13 protein-coding genes and 4 pseudogenes are annotated in these 19,363 nt (G+C 50.0%); 1 reads left to right on the plus strand and 16 read right to left on the minus strand.

What is annotated here, in order from left to right; all coding sequences use genetic code 11:
* Position 1: 1 nt before the first annotated feature.
* The 7 genes and pseudogenes from A0V43_RS06925 to A0V43_RS06945 form a co-directional block, all read right to left on the minus strand.
* Positions 2–1,695, minus strand: a pseudogene (locus A0V43_RS06925) (ribulokinase).
* A gap of 16 nt (positions 1,696–1,711) precedes the next feature.
* Complete coding sequence (araD, locus tag A0V43_RS06930) at positions 1,712–2,398, minus strand: L-ribulose-5-phosphate 4-epimerase (RefSeq protein ID WP_063192719.1); 687 nt, start codon at positions 2,396–2,398, stop codon at positions 1,712–1,714.
* A gap of 94 nt (positions 2,399–2,492) precedes the next feature.
* Positions 2,493–3,586, minus strand: a pseudogene (locus A0V43_RS06935) (GntR family transcriptional regulator).
* 272 nt (positions 3,587–3,858) lie between these two features.
* Complete coding sequence (locus A0V43_RS20365; protein WP_236930979.1) at positions 3,859–4,158, minus strand: pyroglutamyl-peptidase I family protein; 300 nt, start codon at positions 4,156–4,158, stop codon at positions 3,859–3,861.
* Positions 4,085–4,345, minus strand: coding sequence for a pyroglutamyl-peptidase I family protein (locus A0V43_RS20715; RefSeq protein ID WP_250637092.1), 261 nt, complete (start codon positions 4,343–4,345; stop codon positions 4,085–4,087). The genes A0V43_RS20365 and A0V43_RS20715 overlap by 74 nt, the downstream gene beginning before the upstream one ends.
* Positions 4,346–4,385: 40 nt before the next feature.
* On the minus strand, positions 4,386–5,195 hold the full coding sequence (locus tag A0V43_RS06940; protein WP_063192720.1) for an enoyl-CoA hydratase: 810 nt from the start codon (positions 5,193–5,195) through the stop codon (positions 4,386–4,388).
* Positions 5,196–5,539: 344 nt separating this feature from the next.
* Positions 5,540–6,976 carry an aldehyde dehydrogenase family protein gene (locus A0V43_RS06945; RefSeq protein WP_063192721.1) on the minus strand — a complete coding sequence of 479 codons (1,437 nt, stop codon included), beginning with the start codon at positions 6,974–6,976 and terminating at the stop codon, positions 5,540–5,542.
* A gap of 520 nt (positions 6,977–7,496) precedes the next feature.
* Here A0V43_RS06945 and A0V43_RS06950 point away from each other — a divergent pair.
* The gene (locus tag A0V43_RS06950) at positions 7,497–8,777 is read left to right on the plus strand and encodes an IS110 family RNA-guided transposase (RefSeq protein ID WP_063192722.1); all 1,281 of its coding nucleotides are present in this window, start codon (positions 7,497–7,499) and stop codon (positions 8,775–8,777) included.
* 384 nt (positions 8,778–9,161) lie between these two features.
* Here A0V43_RS06950 and A0V43_RS06955 read toward each other — a convergent pair.
* The 9 genes and pseudogenes from A0V43_RS06955 to iolC all read right to left on the minus strand — a co-directional run.
* Positions 9,162–9,365 (minus strand): annotated as a pseudogene (locus A0V43_RS06955) (aldose epimerase family protein); the annotation flags it as partial.
* Positions 9,366–9,381: 16 nt separating this feature from the next.
* Positions 9,382–10,319: pseudogene (locus A0V43_RS18815) on the minus strand (Gfo/Idh/MocA family protein).
* 242 nt (positions 10,320–10,561) lie between these two features.
* Positions 10,562–11,635, minus strand: coding sequence for a sugar ABC transporter permease (locus A0V43_RS06965; RefSeq protein ID WP_442899712.1), 1,074 nt, complete (start codon positions 11,633–11,635; stop codon positions 10,562–10,564).
* A gap of 2 nt (positions 11,636–11,637) precedes the next feature.
* Positions 11,638–13,152, minus strand: coding sequence for a xylose ABC transporter ATP-binding protein (locus A0V43_RS06970; protein ID WP_063192725.1), 1,515 nt, complete (start codon positions 13,150–13,152; stop codon positions 11,638–11,640).
* A gap of 111 nt (positions 13,153–13,263) precedes the next feature.
* Entirely contained in the window at positions 13,264–14,358 is a 1,095-nt protein-coding gene (gene xylF / locus A0V43_RS06975; RefSeq protein ID WP_063192726.1) for a D-xylose ABC transporter substrate-binding protein, read from the minus strand.
* Positions 14,359–14,657: 299 nt separating this feature from the next.
* On the minus strand, positions 14,658–15,860 hold the full coding sequence (locus A0V43_RS06980) for an MFS transporter (protein WP_236930980.1): 1,203 nt from the start codon (positions 15,858–15,860) through the stop codon (positions 14,658–14,660).
* A 31-nt stretch (positions 15,861–15,891) separates the two neighbouring features.
* Positions 15,892–16,779 carry a class II fructose-1,6-bisphosphate aldolase gene (gene fba / locus A0V43_RS06985; RefSeq protein WP_062898653.1) on the minus strand — a complete coding sequence of 296 codons (888 nt, stop codon included), beginning with the start codon at positions 16,777–16,779 and terminating at the stop codon, positions 15,892–15,894.
* Between the two features lie 73 nt (positions 16,780–16,852).
* A complete protein-coding gene (locus A0V43_RS06990; RefSeq protein WP_062898654.1) occupies positions 16,853–18,313 on the minus strand; it encodes a CoA-acylating methylmalonate-semialdehyde dehydrogenase in 1,461 nt (486 codons plus the stop codon).
* A gap of 20 nt (positions 18,314–18,333) precedes the next feature.
* Positions 18,334–19,341: a 5-dehydro-2-deoxygluconokinase gene (gene iolC, locus A0V43_RS06995; RefSeq protein WP_011231378.1), complete on the minus strand. Its 1,008-nt coding sequence runs from the start codon at positions 19,339–19,341 to the stop codon at positions 18,334–18,336.
* Positions 19,342–19,363: the final 22 nt, after the last annotated feature.

Consider the following 19,363-nt stretch of genomic DNA (forward strand, 5'->3'; position numbering starts at 1 on the left):
TTCACGATAAAGTCATAGATTCTTTCGCCGCCCGCGCGGTCTCTTTCCAATGTTTGAGCCGTTTCATCACATCGTTTTCCCCGCGGCCGAAGTAGTCATGCAACTTCGTATATTCTTGGTACAACTGCTCGTACATCGCGACATTCTCCGGAATCGGTTTGAACGTCTCTTCACGTACTTTCCCCATCTTTTGTGCTGCTTCAACGATCGACTCATATCCACCGTTTTCTTTGCCGGCCGCCACCGCCGCGAACATGGCAGCCCCCACTGCCGGGGTTTGCTTCGACGCCGCGATTTTGATCTCGCGGTTGGTCACATCGGCGTAAATTTGCATGAGCAGCTTATTTTTTTGCGGCAACCCGCCGCACGCGTACAACTCGTCAACGTTGACACCGTTTTCAACAAACGCATCAATAATTTTGCGCGTGCCAAAGGCCGTTGCTTCAAGCAGCGCACGGTAAATCTCTTCTGGTTTCGTTAGCAACGTATAGCCAATGATGAGCCCTGTTAAATCGGTATCGACCAACACGGAGCGGTTGCCGTTCCACCAGTCCAACGCAAGCAAACCAGTTTCTCCCGGTCGGTAGGCAGCAGCTCGTTTTTCCAGCCACTCATGAACGCTGACTCCTTCTTTTTCTGCCGCTTCTTTCACATAAGCCGGAACGCCTTGTTCGACATACCAAGCAAAAATGTCCCCACCGCCGACTGGCCGGCTTCGTAACCGAAATATCCGGGAATGATGCCGTCTTCCACAACGCCGCACATGCCTTCGACGTATTTTTCTTCTGTGCCCAGCAGCATATGGCAAATCGAGGTTCCCATCGCCATCACCAGTTTGCCTGGCTCGACGACTCCGACGCCTGGTACGGCCGCATGGGCATCGACATTTCCGACGGCGACAGCTGTTCCCGGAAGGAGGCCCATCATAGCGGCCATTTCGTTCGTCAGCACGCCTGCTCTCGTACCAAGCGGAACGATCGGGCCGCGCAGTTTCGTGTCTGTCAAGTGTTCCAGCCGCGGATCGAGCGCCCGGAAAAACTCCTTGCTTGGATAGCCGTCTTGTTTATGCCAAATCGACTTATAGCCCGCCGTGCAGCTGTTGCGGACGATATTCCCAGTCATTTTGAAAATGACCCAGTCAGTCGCCTCCAGAAAAAGGTCAGTTTGCTCATAAATCTCCGGGTCTTCGTTTAAAATCTGCCAAATTTTCGCAATCATCCATTCGGATGAAATTTTTCCGCCGTATCTCGGCAAAAATGCTTCGCCTCGTTTGGCCGCAATTTCATTGAGCAAGTTCGCCTCATCCTGAGCGGCATGGTGCTTCCACAATTTCACCCAACTGTGCGGACGGCTCTTGAATTCTGGCTTTAGACAAAGCGGCTCGCCAGAAGCATCAACCGGCAGCATCGTGCAAGCCGTGAAATCGATCCCCACCCCGATGACATCAGACGGACTCACTCCAGACTTTTGCAAAACGGCCGGGACTGCAGTCGCCAACACTTCGATATAATCACCAGGGTGTTGCAGCGCCCAGTCTGGCTCGAGTTGTACGTTCGATTCCGGCAGGACTTCATCAATGACTCCGTGAGGATACGGAGTGACATGGTCCGCAATTTCGTTTCCTTCTAGATCAACGAGAACAGCTCGTCCCGATTCGGTGCCATAGTCAATGCCAATGACGTACTTTTTCCCCATCTCGGTCTCCCTCCCTTTACTGCCCATAGTAAGCGTTTGCACCATGCTTGCGCAAATAATGGCGATCAAGCAGCGTTTGGCTGATCGGCTTTGCATCTGGATTGAGCATGAATGTTCTTGCCGCCATTTTCGCCACTTCTTCCAAGACAACGGCATTATGAACCGCGTTCGCTGGATCTTTCCCCCAAGCAAACGGGCCATGGCCGTGCACCAAAACACCTGGCATTTGCAACGGGTCGAGAAAGCGGAACGTTTCCGTAATGACCTTTCCAGTTTCTAGTTCATAGGCTCCTTGAATTTCTTCATTGGTCATCGGCCGGGTGCACGGAATTTCCCCATAGAAATAGTCTGCGTGTGTCGTTCCTAATGCCGGAATTCCTTTTCCGGCCTGCGCCCAAACAGTCGCCCAAGTCGAATGGGTATGAACAATTCCTCCGATCCCCGGAAATTGCTTATACAACCAAAGATGGGTAGGGGTGTCCGACGACGGTTTTAAGTCCCCTTCCACCACATTTCCAGTTAAATCCACGACCACCATATCATCAATGGTCAACTTGTCATACGCCACCCCGCTTGGCTTAATGACAACCAACCCGCGCTCCCGATCAATCCCGCTCACATTTCCCCACGTAAACGTCACGAGGCGGTATTGCGGGAGCTGCAGGTTGGCCTCTAATACGGCTCGTTTCAATTCCTCAAGCATCAGCCTCCACTCCCTCTATAAAAAAACTCCTCACCTCCATTATATTATTGTACGTACAATTTTTCTATAACTTTTTTGATGCCTCGTACATTTTTTAAATTTCCTTTGTTGAGTTACGGACAATTAGCTCTGGTCGATAAATGATATCGCCAATTTTATCGACTGATCGTTGTTCGATCATTTGAATGAGCATCTCAGCCGCTTGAACGCCCATTTCTGTTTTTGGATGACGAATCGTCGTCAATTTCACCTCCGTCGCTGTCGCAAACGTCGAGTCATCAAACCCTACAATCGAAAGATCATCGGGAACTGACAGCCCTTGTTGGCGAATGACTTCAAGAAGCAAAATCGCCAGCTCATCGTTGTAGCACACAAAGGCTGTCGGGCGCTCCTCTTTCGGCCGCTGCAAAAACTCCCGCGCCACCTCAAGCGGCTTTGTCCATTTCTCCTCTGTTGCGTAGGAAAGAAGATACTCCGTGGCCACAGGCACCTCGTGTTGCTGATGGGCGCGAATAAAGCCGCGCAAACGATCCACCCCTTGCAAATCGTCAGTTTTAAAGAAACCGGCAATTCGGCGATGCCCTAAACGAATGAGATGATCAGTCAATAAAAATCCTCCCTGCTCATCGTCCATTTTCACGCATGGACAGCTCACTTCCAAATAACGGGCGTTAATCATGACATACGGGATGTGAAGGTTGTTGAGCGACAAGTAATAGCCAAGGTTCGGATTCCCTTGCGCGCTTTTAGTCGGCTCGATGATCAGTCCGCTCAACGGCTCCCGGATCATCTCCTCAAGCTGCTCTTTCTCTCTCTGTTTGTCGTTATTCGTGCTGGCAAGCAAAAGACGGTATCCTTTTTCCCGCAGCGTCTCCTCCGCTCCGCGTACGATATGGGGAAAAATATAATCGGAAATATAAGTCGTCACGATTCCGATCGTTTTCGTATCCACCTGTTCTTTCGGCTTCGGTCGGGACACAAATGTGCCGCTCCCTTGGATTTTGTACAGCCATCCTTCCTTCTCAAGTTCCCCAGCGCCTGCCGAACGGTATGTCGGCTTAGTTGAAACTGGTTGGCGATCTCATGCTCGGTCGGAATTTTCTCATCCGGCTTCATTTGTCCGGAAATGATCCAAGATAAAATTTCTTGCTTCAATTGCAGATATTTCGGCAGCGTTTTCTCCTTCATAGTCCACCTCAACGATAAAATAATGAGATACAAATTAATTTTATTATAGCAGTTTTTATTTGTCCGTATCTATTTCTCCAATTTCAACAACATTTCATCCACAAAATTCACTGGATTAGACAGCAGGACAACCCTATTCTCTTACTTTCTTCTAAAATGTATCAAAGGAATTAGCTAAAATAATTAGGGGCTTTTTTGCACAAAAAATCCCTTCTTCATCGGGGATTAGAGAGAACTCCCCTAATGAAAAAGGGACGGAGACAAACAACGAACTACTCTAACTCTTCAATCATCGACATCACCGCATCCCGCAAATCCTTGTACGACCAACTCGGGAAAGTCGGCCGCTGAACAGCAAGTTCGTGCGAGGCGGGAAGGTGGACAAAGCCAGCCTGCACGGATAAATTTTCAGTACTTACTTTATGAAAGACAGAATACATGACATGGTTGCACAAATACGTTCCCGCTGTATTAGAGATTTGCGCAGGATAACCCCGCTCATTCAAGACGTTGACAAGTCGGCGGATCAGCAAAGCAAGGCCGAGAAATAGGCCCCAGGCCCTCTTCGACAATCAGCTCATCTTGCACCCGCATGCCGCGATTATCCGGCCCTCCGTCTTGACAATTGATCGCCACTCGTTCTGAGGTGATTTTTGTACGCTCGGCGGCGAGGCCGAGAGACATGACGACATCGGGTTGGATTTGTTCTAAGTACTCTAAGCAACACAAGGATGACTGTGAAAAGTCGACCAGAAGCACACGGCCGAAAACACAATATTTTCCTATTCCTTCTTTAAAACTACTCCCACCCGAGCTTTTCGGCGGCAGAAGCCGTCACTTTTTCCCTACCTCCCCCAAACACCGGCTTCCGTTTTTCTAAAAAGGCGCGGACGCCTTCGCGGTGGTCTTCGGTTTGCCGCATGCGCTGTTGGGCGTCGGTTTCAAGTTCGAGCACGCGAAGCAACTCCTCTTTTGTTTGTTCGACATACAGCAATTTCGTGGCGATCATGGCTTGGAGCGGTTTTTCCTGCAAGGAAGCGATGAATGGTTCGGCCTGCTCCTCGTTTTCGACAACGAAGTCAACGAGCCCAAGCTGCTGCGCTTCGTCCGCGCTCATCGGTTTTCCTTCCCAGATGATGTGTTTCGCTTTCGCCTTGCCGACCCGCTGCGCCAGGAAGAAATGCCCGCCGCCATCAGGGATGAGGCCGATGCCGATGAAATTCATCGCCAGGCGCGCTTCTTTCGTGGCGATAAGATAATCGCTTGCCAAGGCGAAGCTGAATCCAAGGCCAGCCGCTGGGCCATGGATGAGGGAAACGGTGATTTTCGGCATCGTATACAAGAGCATGATCATCTCCCGAATCGTATTCATCACCGTCTGAAACTGGTTTGGATCATCGACAGCGAGCATCGTCTTAATGTCGCCCCCAGCCGAAAATCCTCTTCCTCTGCCGCGAATGACGACAACGGAAGCGTCGCTTTCCTTGATTTTCCGCAGCGCGTCGACGAGCTCATGCAACATTTGTACATCCATCGCATTGAGCGCCTGCGGGCGATTGAGTTCCAGTATTGCTTTGTTTTGGTCAAATGTCAAAACAACTGTTTCCATCGTTCTCCCCCTCTGAATCATCATTCATTTATTCATTTCCCGATCGGAGGGCAAAATTCCTTTTTTGTGCATGAAAAACTGGGTGCCCGCAGTCAAGGCACCCTCCCTTTCATTGCATTTTACCGTGTATGTTTGCCTGCTTTCTTTACAGCCGTCCTTTCTCCTCGCCTAAAGCAGCAAGCAGCCGCTCGATCCGTTCGAGCCGGCACCCCATACTCCCGATGGAGAAGGCGATCCATATTAACTGCCACAAACAGCACAAACGGCAGAAGCCACGCAAACAAAGGAAACAACCCATCTCCAATCGGAATCCTCATTTACCCTAACTTTTTCCATCTATAATTTTAGTTTTCGTTAAAAATAATCAACTTCAACTCCGTCATTTCTTCAATCGCATAACGAATGCCTTCACGGCCAAACCCGCTTTCTTTCACGCCGCCGTACGGCATATGGTCGACGCGGAACGTCGGGATGTCGTTAATCAACACGCCGCCAACGTGCAGTTGTTTCGCCGCTTTCCACGCGGTATGGACGTTGTCGGTGTAGATGCCCGCCTGCAAGCCGTAGCGCGAGTCATTGACCAGTTCAATGGCTTCATCGATCGAACGGACGCGGTTGATCAAGACGATCGGGGCGAACACTTCTTGGCAAGACACTTTCATCGTCGGTTCGGCGTCCACAATGACCGTCGGAAGCAAGATATTGCCGTCGCGCTCGCCGCCGAGGACGACGTTTGCGCCGCCTTGTTTCGCCTCTTCGATCCAAGAGAGCGCCCGGTCGACATCGTTTGGCGTAATCAAGGCGGATACATCGGTGGTTGGATCCAACGGGTCGCCTGTTTTCAACTGTTTCGCGGCGGCGACAAATTTTTCGACGAACTCGTCATAACGATTCTCATGCACGTAAATGCGCTGGAGTGAAATGCACACCTGTCCTTGGAACGTGAACGCGCCGAACACGCAGCGCGGGATGATGCGGTCAAGATCGACCTGCTCGTCGACGATCACGGCCGAGTTCGAGCCGAGCTCGAGCGTCACCCGCTTTAAGCCAGCTTTATTGCGGATCGCGATGCCGACTTCCGGGCTGCCGGTGAAGGTGATCATGCTGATGCGCGGGTCGGTGACGATTTTGTCGCCGACCGTGCGGCCGCTTCCCGTGACGACGTTGAGCGCCCCTTTCGGCAAACCGGCTTTTTCGAACAGTTCGGCAATAAAGTAGGCGGACAGCGGCGTTTGGCTGGCTGGCTTCAACACAACGGTGTTGCCCGAGGCGATGGCCGGGCCAAGTTTATGGGCCACCAAGTTCATCGGGAAGTTAAACGGCGTAATCGCTCCAATGACGCCGATCGGCTCGCGGACCGTCAAGGCGATGCGATGTTCCCCGCCCGGCGCGGCGTCAAGCGGCAGCGTTTCCCCGTGAATGCGCTTCGCTTCTTCGGCGGCGAATTTGTACGTTTGAATCGTGCGGGCGACTTCTCCTTTCGCCGTGGTGATCGGTTTTGCTGCTTCCAGTGCGATCAACCTTGCCGCTTCTTCCTGCCGCGCTTTCAGCTGCTCGACGACCCGCTCTAAAATGGCGGCCCGCTCATGAGCAGGCATAGCAGCCATCGTTTGCCGCGCGGCGTACGCCGCCGCGATCGCTTCGTCAACTTCTTCTTCCGATGCAGCCGGGATCTCGGCGATCGTCTCGCGTGAATACGGTGATTTCAGTTCAGTGTAAGACTTCCCTTCCCGCCATTCGCCGTTGATGTATAGCTTCTGTTTCTGCACCGCGATTGACATCTTTTCACCCTTCCCTTCTTTTAAGCACGCGGCCGAAATTTTCCCCTTCAGTATATGTCCCGCATGCCCTGTTTATTTGTTTCATTCGCCATCGCGCGTGAAAATCCTTCCACTTGTCCTTTGTTTACGAAAGCCGTCCGTTGCCATGCAGCGCCATCATTCGCCTCTCTCGTTACGGGTGACGTTCCCCTCCCTCTCTATGATAACACTCCGTCGCTCGGTTTGCCGCCAAACTGCTTGCCCCTGTTCGCGGAAAGACAAGCAACATAGCCCTTGGTCACCGGCCGCCCAACGTTCGGCGCAACATTTCCTCAGCTAACCGTTCAGCCCCGCAAGGCATGATGATGGCTTTCTAATTCCTCCTTCTCCTATGTTTTTGTTGTATGATAAAAGCAGCCAAAAATAGTGTAGAAGGAGCATTCCCGTTAGGAGCTTTTCCGGGGACTTGATCAAAAAAAGCCCTCTTGGTATGATGCAGGGGTGTCAACCACATCACTCACCATACCAAGGAGGACTTCAGATGAATTGTACACAAAACTATAAAATTGATCAAGTCACCGAACAAACGCTTGTCGTGGGTATTGATATCGCGAAACGAACCCACTACGCCTGCTTCGTGGATGACCGGGGGCGCGTGCTTCGCAAATCGTTCCCGATCTTCCAGTCGAAAGAGGGGTTTCAACAGCTGTATAAAGCGATTCAGGGGGCGATGCAAGCGTTCGGGAAGTCAGAGGTGATCGTCGCCGTGGAGCCGACCGGGCACTACTGGTTGAACCTGGCCTACTTCCTCGAGGAGCACGGGATCCCGTTGGTCATGGTCAACCCGGCGCATGTGTGCCGGTCAAAAGAACTTGATGACAACCTGCCGACGAAACACGACGCCAAAGACGCCCTGGTCATTGCCAGACTGGCAAAAGACGGACGATTCCTCGTTCCCCGGCTGCTGCACGAGATTGAAGCCGATTTGCGCGTGGGGAGCACGCTCAAAGAGAAGCTCCGCAAGGAACAGACGGCGGTGAAAAACGCGATCGTCCGCTGGACGGATCGGTATTTTCCAGAGTTTTGGACCGTGTTTCGTGACTTGGGGAAAACGGCGCTTTCGGTGTTGGAGTGGACGCCGCTTCCGGCTGATATGGCCGGCCGGACGGTGGAGGAGCTTCTTGAGGTGTACCGGCAAAGCGAAGGGATGAAATGCCCGCAGAAGGCCAAAATTCAGGCGTTGATCAACACCGCGAAGGACTCGATTGGGGTGACGGAAGGGACAGCGATGGCCCGGTTTGAGATCGCCGCGCTCGTCCGCCGATACCGCCAATTGGAGGCGGAGATCGCTGCACTGGACGCCGAGTTGAAGGCATTGGTTCAAACGACGATGGAGTACCAATGGTTGAAAACGATCGACGGGTTGGGAGACGCCACGATCATCGATCTGCTGGCGGAGATCGGCAGCTTCGCCCATTATCGGGACCCGCGCCAATTGGTGAAGTTGGCGGGCCTGACGCTCAAGGAGAACTCCTCCGGCCAGCGCAAAGGGCAAAAGCACATCTCCAAACGGGGACGGAAACGGTTGCGCTCGGTGCTGTTTCGGGCGGTGATTCCGCTGATCCGGCACAACGAGGCGTTTCGCGAGCTGCATGAATATTACACGACCCGCCCCGTCAACCCGCTGACCGGAAAGCAGTCCATCGTCGCCTTGTGCCGGAAGCTGTTGAATGTGCTGTTTGCGATTTGTACGAAGAAACAAGCGTTTGACGCGGAGCGAATGAAGCAGGACGTCTTGTCCCAAGTGCAACGGGCGGCCTAAGGCCTCCCCTGCGAACGGAAGAATCGTTGGACAACAGGATGACACCGGAGAAGCTGGCGTGATTTCATCCATTCGACCTTGAGTCCCTAAAGGAGCTTGGCCGGCCTCCGCCTGATGACGAGACCGAACGAGGGAATGTTGGCGCGAAGACGCCCGGAGACATGGGAGGGTTCGTCCTCATCAGCGACGCGGAGATCCAAAGGGTGCATCGAATATGCTTCCCCCACGGAAGGAAAATATCCCCAGCCGTGGCCGCGAAGCGCACCCTAGGTCTGTAAGATATCCACAAAACTGAAAAAGGATGTAAGGGATTTTGTCGAAAAATATTTTTTGGACACCCCTGAGGGGCCGAAAAGCCTTGATAGATCAACATTTCTAGAGGGAGGGAGCGTTGGTTAAATACGGTTCAAACCGATCAAACCCAAGTACGACATTTTCGATATTGCCGTTCCGGTCTGGAACGCGGATGTCCGTCACGATGCATCCGTAGTTTGTCGCCGACAGTCCCATGCCGCGGTCGTTTGTCAAGGTGAATAAGAACACGTCGTTTCCATTCCATTCGGACCACTTTTCGTATGTAATGTTCATCTCGATTCTCCTCCCTTTATAACCGCACGATCGCTCCCGTTTTCATCGATGTGCGGCAAGCATCAAGCGTCCGTGCTTGTTGGATCATGCGCTCCGGGGAATACAACAGCGGCGTTCCTTCGAGAATGGAGCGCGAAAAGTGCTCGATTTGCAGCGCGTATTGGTCGCCTGCCACCGTTTCCTCGCGTACGTTCCCATCAGCCGTTGCGACCGTAATCCGCCCTCACCGCCATCGACATCTGGCCGATACGCCCGCGAGACAACGATTTTTCCCTTCGTGCCCACTACTTCGTATTCGTTCTGAAAGAGCATATCAAAACTGCACGTGAACTGCGCAAGAACACCGTTTTCCATCCTCATCCAACCGCTCGTCGTCAAATCGACCGAATGGTGTGGATCAAAATGGGACTGAACAAATAGTTCAATAGGTTCGGCGCCAAGGATGTGTCTTGTCGAGTGCACGCAATAGCAGCCCACATCGAACAGGCTTCCTCCGCCAAGCTCATCGTTCATGCGGATATTCGTTTCCCGGTCTTGCAAGTAAAAGGAGAAATGGGTGCGCATGTACTTGATGTCACCGATCGCCCCATCGGCTAAAAGCTGCTTCACCCGTTCATGCTGCGGATGAAACTGGTACATGAACGCTTCCATGAATAAAACACCGTTTTCCTCGCACGCCTCAATCATGCGCCGGACATCTTCTGCGCATAAAGCGGCAGGTTTTTCACAAAGCACGTGCTTTTTCTTCTTCGCCGCTTTGATCGTCCATTCAGCGTGCAGGCTGTTTGGAAGCGGGATGTACACTGCGTCGACGTCCGGGTCATCAAGCAGCTGGTCATAGCTGTCATACGCTTTCGGAATACCGAGCTCCTTCGCCGCTTGTTTAGCTTTCCCGCTCTCACTCGCAATGGCCACGACTTCAGCGTAATCCGCCCGACGAATGGCGGGAATCATCACGTCTTTGGCAATAGCAGCGGTGCTGATGATGCCAAAACGGACAGTGGGTTTCACTTTTCGTTCTCTCCTTCCTGTTTCCAAAGAGATAGGCTAGCATTAGAATGAGCTAGCCTCTTCCCGCTTTTTTACATCTTGAACTCAACTCGCCTTACTTTTGCTTGAGATATCCGCCCAAACGGCAACAATTAAAATTAATCCTTTCACAATGTATTGCCAAAAGGTCTCAATGTTCATCATGCTCATACCGTTATCGATACTAGCCATAATAAGGGCGCCGATAATCGCCCCAACAATATTTCCCCTTCCCCCATTAAACTCGTGCCACCAATAACACAAGCAGCAATAGCATCCAATTCATACATCTCCCCAGCGCTGACTGTCGCTGCATTGAGTCGGCTTGTCAAAATGATACCCGCCACCGCCGAAAGCACTCCCATTAAGATGAAGACAGCTAATACAACACGCTTGATGTTGATCCCAGATAGAGCGGCCGCCTCAATATTTCCACCAATCGCATAAATATATCGTCCAAACGGGGTTTTAACGGCAATAAACACAAAGACAAGCGCCAATAAAACAACGATCAACATAGGAATAGGAACACCGTAATAACGATTTAACATATACACCAATACTAAAATGCATAGCGAGTAGACTGCTGTTTTGCCATAATCATTTATTTTAGAATTGAGCGTTAAGCCTAACTGTTTTCGTTTCTTTCTATTTCGTGCTAAAGAAAGAAACAATAAAATGATGCTGACAGCAGCTAAAATGTAGCCGATTACGTAAGGGAGATAACTGTTTCCTATCGCTTCGAAACTATTGTCTAACGGCGCTACAGTCTCGCCATTGCTAATTCCAATCAAAATTCCTCGAAAAACTAACATCCCACCTAAAGTTACAATGAAAGCAGGAACACCTCGATAAGCAACCCACCATCCTTGCCAAAGTCCAATTAATACGCCAGCAACAATAGCCACAACAATAACAGAGACTGTTCCCCAGCCATACCATACTTGCAAAATCGCAGCGATTCCCCCGGTCAATCCGACAACAGATCCAACTGATAAGTCAATATGGCCTGCTATAATGACTAGTGTCATGCCGATCGCCAAAATCGAAATGACAGACATCTGCATAAATAAGTTCGATAAATTTCGTGACGATACAAACTCTCCGTCAGTTAAAACACTGAAAATAACAGCGATAAAGACTAAGGCTATAATTAGCGTATAAGAACGAAAATCAAATTTCCATCGTATCTTCCCTTTTGTTTGACTCTCTAAGGTCGCTATAGAAATCGGGCTTTTCATCCTCATTTTCCTCCCGTTGCACAAGTCATAATTTTCTCTTGGGTGGCCTCATGACGCTGAAACTCCCCGGTTATTCTTCCCTCGGACATGACTAAAATGCGATCCGACATTCCCATGACTTCTGGCAACTCAGATGAAATTAAAACAATTCCCACTCCCTGACTAGCTAACTCGTTAATAATTTTGTAAATTTCGTACTTTGCCCCGACATCGATTCCGCGAGTCGGTTCATCCAAAATCAATATTTTCGGGCTATTTAAAAGCCATTTGCTTAAAACGACTTTTTGCTGGTTTCCACCGCTTAGTTGGGATACTTTCGCTTCTAAAGTAGGAGCTTTTAATTTCATTCTTTTCGTTATTTCTTCTGCCTGCTTCACTTCTAACGCATGATCAATAACGTTCCATTTTGTGACTTTTTTCAAAGCGACAAGAGTGGAATTCTTAATAATATCCATCTCTAAAACGAGACCATACTTTTTTCGGTCTTCAGATACATACGCCATTCCGTACTGAATCGCCTCTGCAGGACGGCGAATATCAACTTGTTTCCCATCAATCCAAACTGTTCCTCTTTTCTTGCCATGATAGGCACCGAATAGGCTAGTAAACAATTCGGTTCTCCCTGAACCCATCAATCCTGAGATTCCGAGAATTTCCCCTGCTTTTAATGAAAATGAAACATCGTGAATTACTTCCCTTCCCGTTTGTTCATCAATGACAGAATAGTGGTCAACTTTGAGAATTTCTTTCCCAACATTCCTTGGTTCATACGGATATAATTCATTTAATTCCCTTCCAACCATTTTTGCAATAATCTGCTCTTCTGTCAGCAGTTCGATACGATCGGTGCTGATTGTTTGGCCATCACGCAAAACGGTTACCGTATCTGCCAATTCCATAACTTCATTCAGTCTATGGGAGATATAAATGCAAGTTACTCCTTGAGAACGAAGATCGCACAAAATATTTTTTAAGGTGGCAACATCACTATCGGTTAATGCTGCCGTCGGTTCGTCTAAAATAATAATTTTAGCGTTTTTTGAGAGTGCTTTAGCAATTTCAATTAACTGCCGCTTGCCGACTGTTAAATTGCGAACCTTTGTTTCCGGATCAATATCCAATCCAATTTTCCGCAACCATTTCTGTGCCTCAGAATATAAACGATGCCAATCAATATATTTACCTCTCATTAGTTCATGACCAAGAAATAAGTTCTCCGCAACCGTCATTTCCTCAACTACGGCTAGTTCTTGATAAATAATCGCAATCCCTGCTTCTTGAGACTCTTTAATATTTCGAAATCGGACTTCTTTTCCCTCGATATAGATCTTTCCATCATATGTTCCATATGGATAAACACCACTTAAGACTTTCATCAAGGTAGACTTTCCTGCGCCATTTTCACCACAAAGGGCATGAATTTCCCCCTTACGGACAGAAAAAGTCACGTTGTCCAACGCCCGAACCCCTGGAAACTCTTTTGTAATCCCCTTCATTTCCAAAATATACGGTTGCATATATCCCACCTACTAACAAAGATAGTTATATTAATAAACTAAGTTTAGAAACTACGGGCAACATCCATCTCGCTGTGACAGGATGGCTACCCGTATATCAATCACAGTAAATTACGGTCGCGGCGGGCGTTTGTCTTCAGGAACATTTTTGTAAACTTCGTCATACGAATGGAATCCATCTTTAATAACAGTGTCAATCACATTATCTTTATCTACCATAATCGGATCCAGTTTAATAAACGGCACGTCTACCTTCCCATTATTCACTGTTTCGTTCGCTTGAATTTTTTCACCCTTCGCCAGCTGTACTGCAACTTCAGCAGACTTTGTTGCGATGCTTTTAATCGGTTTGTACACGGTCATTGATTGAGTTCCTTCCACAATTCGCTTAACGGCAGCCAAGTCGGCGTCCTGGCCAGAAATCGCTACTTTTCCGTCAAGACCTTGAGCCTTCAGCGCTTGAATCGCCCCGCCTGCAGTACTGTCGTTCGATGCTACAATGGCATCAATTTGGTTTTTATTGGCTGTCAATGCATTTTCAATAATTCTCATCGCTTCAGAAGCTTGCCAGTCTTTTGCCCATTGATCCCCGACAACCTTAATATCGCCTTTATCAATCAATGGCTGTAAAACATTCATTTGTCCTTCTCTAAACATCTTCGCGTTATTATCGGTCGGTGAGCCGCCCAATAGGAAGTAGTTTCCTTTAGGTACTTTTTTCACCAAATACTCAGCCTGCATCTCACCGACACGCACGTTGTCAAAGGAAACATACGCATCGACATCTGCATTCATAATCAGGCGGTCATAGGCTAGCACTTTGACCCCTTCTTTTTTAGCTTGCTGAACAACAGGAGATAATGATTCTGTATTAACAGCTACAATGACTAAAACGTCAATTCCTTGGGATAACATGTTTTGTATTTGGGATAATTGTTTCTCACTATCCCCGTTCGCTGACTGGACGATGACATCAGCTCCCAGCTTTTTCGCCTCTTGTACAAAGATATCACGGTCATGCTGCCATCTTTCTAGTGTTAGGTCAGATACGGAAAAGCCAATTTTAATTTTCTCGTCTTGACCTGTCTGGCCCCCACTTTTGTTTCCGCTTTCATTTTTGGCAACGTCTTGTCCGCAAGCGGAAAGCATTAGCAAAACGAGAGACAACAGTAGAACAGAAATGAAAATTTTTCGGACGGTCTTCATTGTGATCCCCCTTTATTATTTTCTAGAACTTTCAGTATAAATTATAAGATAATTATCTTAGTTTGTCTATCATACAAACGAATATAATATAAATTTTTTTATTTAGGGAAACATCTCCTTACGATGAACAGGGATTAATCTAGGGGCAGTAACTTCAACTCAAGCATAATCTTCAACCAACTGGGGATTCTTATATTTATGTTAACGGGGGATGGGGGATCACTCTCTCTTCGTCCCCCTAGTCCCAAAACTAGTAGATAAAATGATCAATCACTATTTTATACCTAACCTACTTCTCACTAATATCCTCGATGAACCACCTTGTTCAACCCCCTCTCTTTTCTCTTCCATACAGCAATCATCCCTATGGCGATGAGCCCGAGGGTGCCGGCGAAATAAAAAGCGAAAGGAAGAGCGATGAGCTCGTTGACGATGCCGGCAAGGTACGGACCGCCAAACATGCCGATGGCGTAAATCGCCTGATACGTTCCCATGGCGGTCGCCTTTTGGCTTTCATCAACGGATTCAATCGACATTCCTAACAACAAAGGGAATAAAAGGCCGAGGAAAAAGCCGCTCCCGATTTGGACGGGATAAACAAAGAAACTTCCGCCGGCAACCGGGATCAAAAACGTAAACACGGCGCTGCCGAAAAAGGCGATGACCAAGGATCGCCATTTCCCGAATAAAGGCACTACGGTCTTTCCGATGAACACCGTCGCGATGGCGTGAGGAATCATAAAACAAATCATCAGAAAGCCCAAATCTCGTTCATCAAGGCCGGCTTTTAGGACATACGCCGGTGTGAAGCCAAAGATGGTCGTAAACATGATCCCGTGGGCCAACACGGATAAAACGGAGACTTTGAGCAACAACGGTTCCTTCATCACAGAAAAAAGGTCTTTGAGTTGGACGGTTTGCGGCCGCGCCGATCTCTCGCCTTGTTTTTCCTCCTTAATGGATAAGGAGAGAACAACACCCACCGCGGCTAGACATCCCCCAGCCCAAAACGGGGCGTGCCATCCCCAGCGGTCCACGATCGATCCGCTCACGGTCATGCCGACCAGCTGTGCCAACACCACGACAAGCGAAATTTGGCCCATCGCCCGGTGGGTGTCTTCCGAACGGAAGTAACTAGCATACAGAACCGTAAAGACGACCCACGTCGCGGCGGCGACGCCAGCGAGCGCTCTTGCCACAAGCGCCCATCCTAAGCTGTTCGTGATCGCAAACAGCCACCCGCTTCCCATAGCAGCCGCCATACCGAGCGTGACAAACGGCTTTCTCCTTTGCACCATATCCGAGACAAGGCCGATCGGAATGCGGCATAAAAACTGCATGAGGCCGTAACTGCCCAAGACAAGCCCGACAAACGAATACGCCCCTCCCAGCTGTTCCACATACGGAGACAGGATCGGTATATAAATAAAAAGAGACAACCAAAAGAAAAAGGAGGCGATGAGGAACATCGCCACATCCTTGCGCCATGGGCTGTGAGCCACCCCACTCCCCCCTTTGCGTGTTCATGTATGGCTACACCGAAGGCAACAAGGTCTCTGTTGCCTTCTTTGCCGAACCGAATTCGCGAATTTTTTGTTTGACCGTCTGTTTCACTTCTTCTCTTCCGGCGCCAAGGTATTTCCTCGGATCATACAGTCCCTCGTTCTCGCGGAACATGCGGCAAATGCCGCGGGTAAAGGCCCATTGGTTCTCGGTGTTGACATTGATTTTCGCCGTTCCGAAGGAAATCGCCTTTTGAATATCGGCCAGCGGAATTCCTGTTCCGCCATGCAGGACAAGAGGAACCCCAGTTCGGCGCCCGATCTCTTCCATCTGGGCAAATCCCAGCTTTGGCTTCCCTTTGTACGGGCCGTGAACCGAACCTAACGCCGGAGCGAGGCAGTCGACCCCTGTTTCTTTCACAAGGCGTTCGCATTCCTCAGGAATGGCATACATGGCTTCTGCTTCGTCCACCACCAAGTCGTCCTCCTGCCCCCCGATCCTCCCCACTTCCGCTTCGACCGAGGCGCCAAACTCCCGGGCGGCTTTGACGACTTGTTTCGTGATGGAAATATTTTGTTCTAACGGATGATGGGATGCATCGATCATCACCGAAGTAAACCCGGCTTCCATCGCTTCGAGGCATTGTTCATAGGAAGAGCCGTGATCCAAATGAAGCGCGACCGGCACCGTGATGCGGTACTCCTTCACGAGCTCTTTCACCATGGCCGCTGCGGTCCGCAACCCACCGAGATGGTCAATATATCCCGGACTCACGGCCAAAATGACCGGCGCTTCTTCTTCCTCAGCCCCCAGCAAAATGGCCTGGGCAAATTCCAAATTGTTGATGTTGAAATGTCCGACGGCATATCTTCCTTGCCATGCCCGTTGCAGCATGTTTTTCATCGACACAAGCGGCATTGTTCTTCCTCCTTTTCAATATACGGAAAACGTATCAAGCGCTCTTGCGGCGCTTGATACGTTTTCGAACGCATTACCAGCGGGAGGTCACCATTTTTTTGCGCGTATAAAACTCGACGCCATCCATGCCGTTCGCATGAAGATCGCCATAAAACGAGTTTTTCCATCCGGAGAATGGGAAGAACGCCATCGGCGCGGGAACTCCTAAGTTGACGCCTAACATGCCGGCGTCGATTTCCTCGCGGAATTTGCGGACATTCCCCCCGTCTCTTGTATAGATGCACGCTCCATTGGCAAACGGAGACTTGTTGGCCACCTCAATGGCTTCATCTAATGTCTCGACCCGTACGATCGAAAGAACAGGGGCGAAAATTTCGTCTTTCCAAATGGTCATGTCAGTAGTGACTCGGTCAAAGATCGTCGGACCGATAAAGTATCCATTGTCCTGAACCGCGGCGTCCTTTCGTCCGTCGCGCACCAGAATGGCCCCTTCCTTTTCCCCAAGTTCAATATACTTCACGGTCCGTTGCTTATGGGCTTCGCGAATGACCGGGCCTAAAAAGACGCTCTCCTCCAGCCCATTGCCGATTTTCAATTCATTCGCGGCCGCCACCAGCTTCTCGACAAGTTCATCGGCAATCTCCCCAACCGCGACAACGACCGACGCCGCCATGCACCGTTCTCCCGCCGAGCCGAACGCCGCGTTAATAATTTCACGGACCGCAACATTCAAATCGGCATCCGGCATGACAATGGAATGGTTTTTCGCCCCCGTCAACGCTTGAACCCGTTTGCCGTGAGCCGCTGCCGTTTTGTACACATACTCGCCGACCGGCTGGGAGCCGACAAACGAGATGGCTTTCACATCCGGGTGCTCCAACAGCCCGTTCACGACATCATGCGCCCCATGGACGATGTTAAGCACCCCGTCCGGAAGCCCAGCCTCTTTAAACAGTTCAGCCAAACGATTCGCCAACATCGGCGTGCGCTCGGACGGTTTTAAGACGAACGTGTTTCCGCACGCAATCGCCAGCGGGAACATCCAGCAAGGGACCATCATCGGGAAGTTAAACGGCGTGATGCCCCCCACGACGCCGATCGGATACCGGTACATCCCCGATTCAATGCCGGTCGCAATATCTGGAAGCTGCCGCCCCATCATGAGCGTCGGCGCACCGGCCGCAAATTCGACGCATTCAATGCCGCGCTGCACTTCCCCATATGCTTCGTTGTAGCTTTTGCCGTTTTCTAACGTCACCAATCGGGCCAGCTCTTCCCAATGCTCGACAAGCAACTGCTGATATTTAAACAAGATTCTTGCCCGGCGCGGCACCGGCGTTTTGCGCCATGTTTTGAACGCCTCTTTGGCAGCTCGGACCGCTTCGTCCAACTCCTCGCGGCTTGAAATCGGAACGTAGGCCAACACTTCGCCCGTTGCCGGGTTCGGAACGGCTTCCGTCTTCCCGGAACGAGACTCGACCCATTGCCCGCCAATATAGTTTTTTAAGGTTTGCACTCCCGTTGTCATCGTCATGTCCATGTTCCCCCTTCTTTTTATTTCCGAGCAGCTGAACCGTTGCGATGTTGTTCGATGAACTGTTCGATTTGCGCCAATGTCGGCATCGCATCCGAGCAGCTATGGCTTGAGATGACAATCGACGCCGCAGCTGCCCCGTATTCCATTGCCTTTGGAATCGGCCAATCGTTCATTAGCCCGTAGATAAATCCTGCGGCATACGAGTCGCCGGCCCCAAACGTTTTGACAATATTTGCTGGGAAAATCGTGCCGACAAACGTTTCTCCAGTTTTCGTATAAGCAATAGACCCGTCTTTGCCATGCTTAATGACAACGATTTTCGCGTTGTAATCAAACCATTTTCGCGCTGTTTGTTCATCATCGCGCCGCTGGCCGTCAAACCGCTCCATCATGTCAAATTCTTCTCTCGTGCCGATGATCACGTCGCATTTTTCGGCTGCCAAGTTGTAATAGATCGCTGTTTCCTCTTTGGATTGCCACGTATATGGGCGATAATCCAAATCGAACACAACGACGGTTCCATGGCGTCTTGCGTAGTCCAACGCTAAAAACACCGCTTCTCTTGACGGGCTTTTCGCTAAAGCTGTCCCGGAAATCAACAGGCATTTGGCGCGCCGAATATAGTCTTCGTCAATATCGTTCGGTTCCAGCTTCAAATCAGCGACATTATCGCGATACATTAGGATGCTGCAGTCGGTCGGGCTCTTGATTTCGGTAAAAGCCAAGCCCGTCACACTGCCGGACTTGTCGGTAATGACATGGGACGTATCAATTCCATTGTTTTTTAAATATCGGACAATAAATCGACCCATTTGGTCGTCGGCCACTCGGCCGATAAACCCTGTTTTCATGCCGAGCCGGGCCATGCCGATGGCAATATTCGCCGGAGATCCGCCGACATATTTCGTAAACGTCATCGTTTCTTCCATCGGCCGATGGATTTCATTGGCGTTCAAATCGATGCATAGCCGGCCAACGGCGATAAAATCCAACGGTTTTTGCTGGTCAAATGGGAGGAAACTCATCGAACCGCCTCTTTCCTGTCGT

The sequence above is a fragment of the Geobacillus sp. JS12 genome (genome assembly GCF_001592395.1).
GTDB classification, from domain to species: domain Bacteria; phylum Bacillota; class Bacilli; order Bacillales; family Anoxybacillaceae; genus Geobacillus; species Geobacillus zalihae.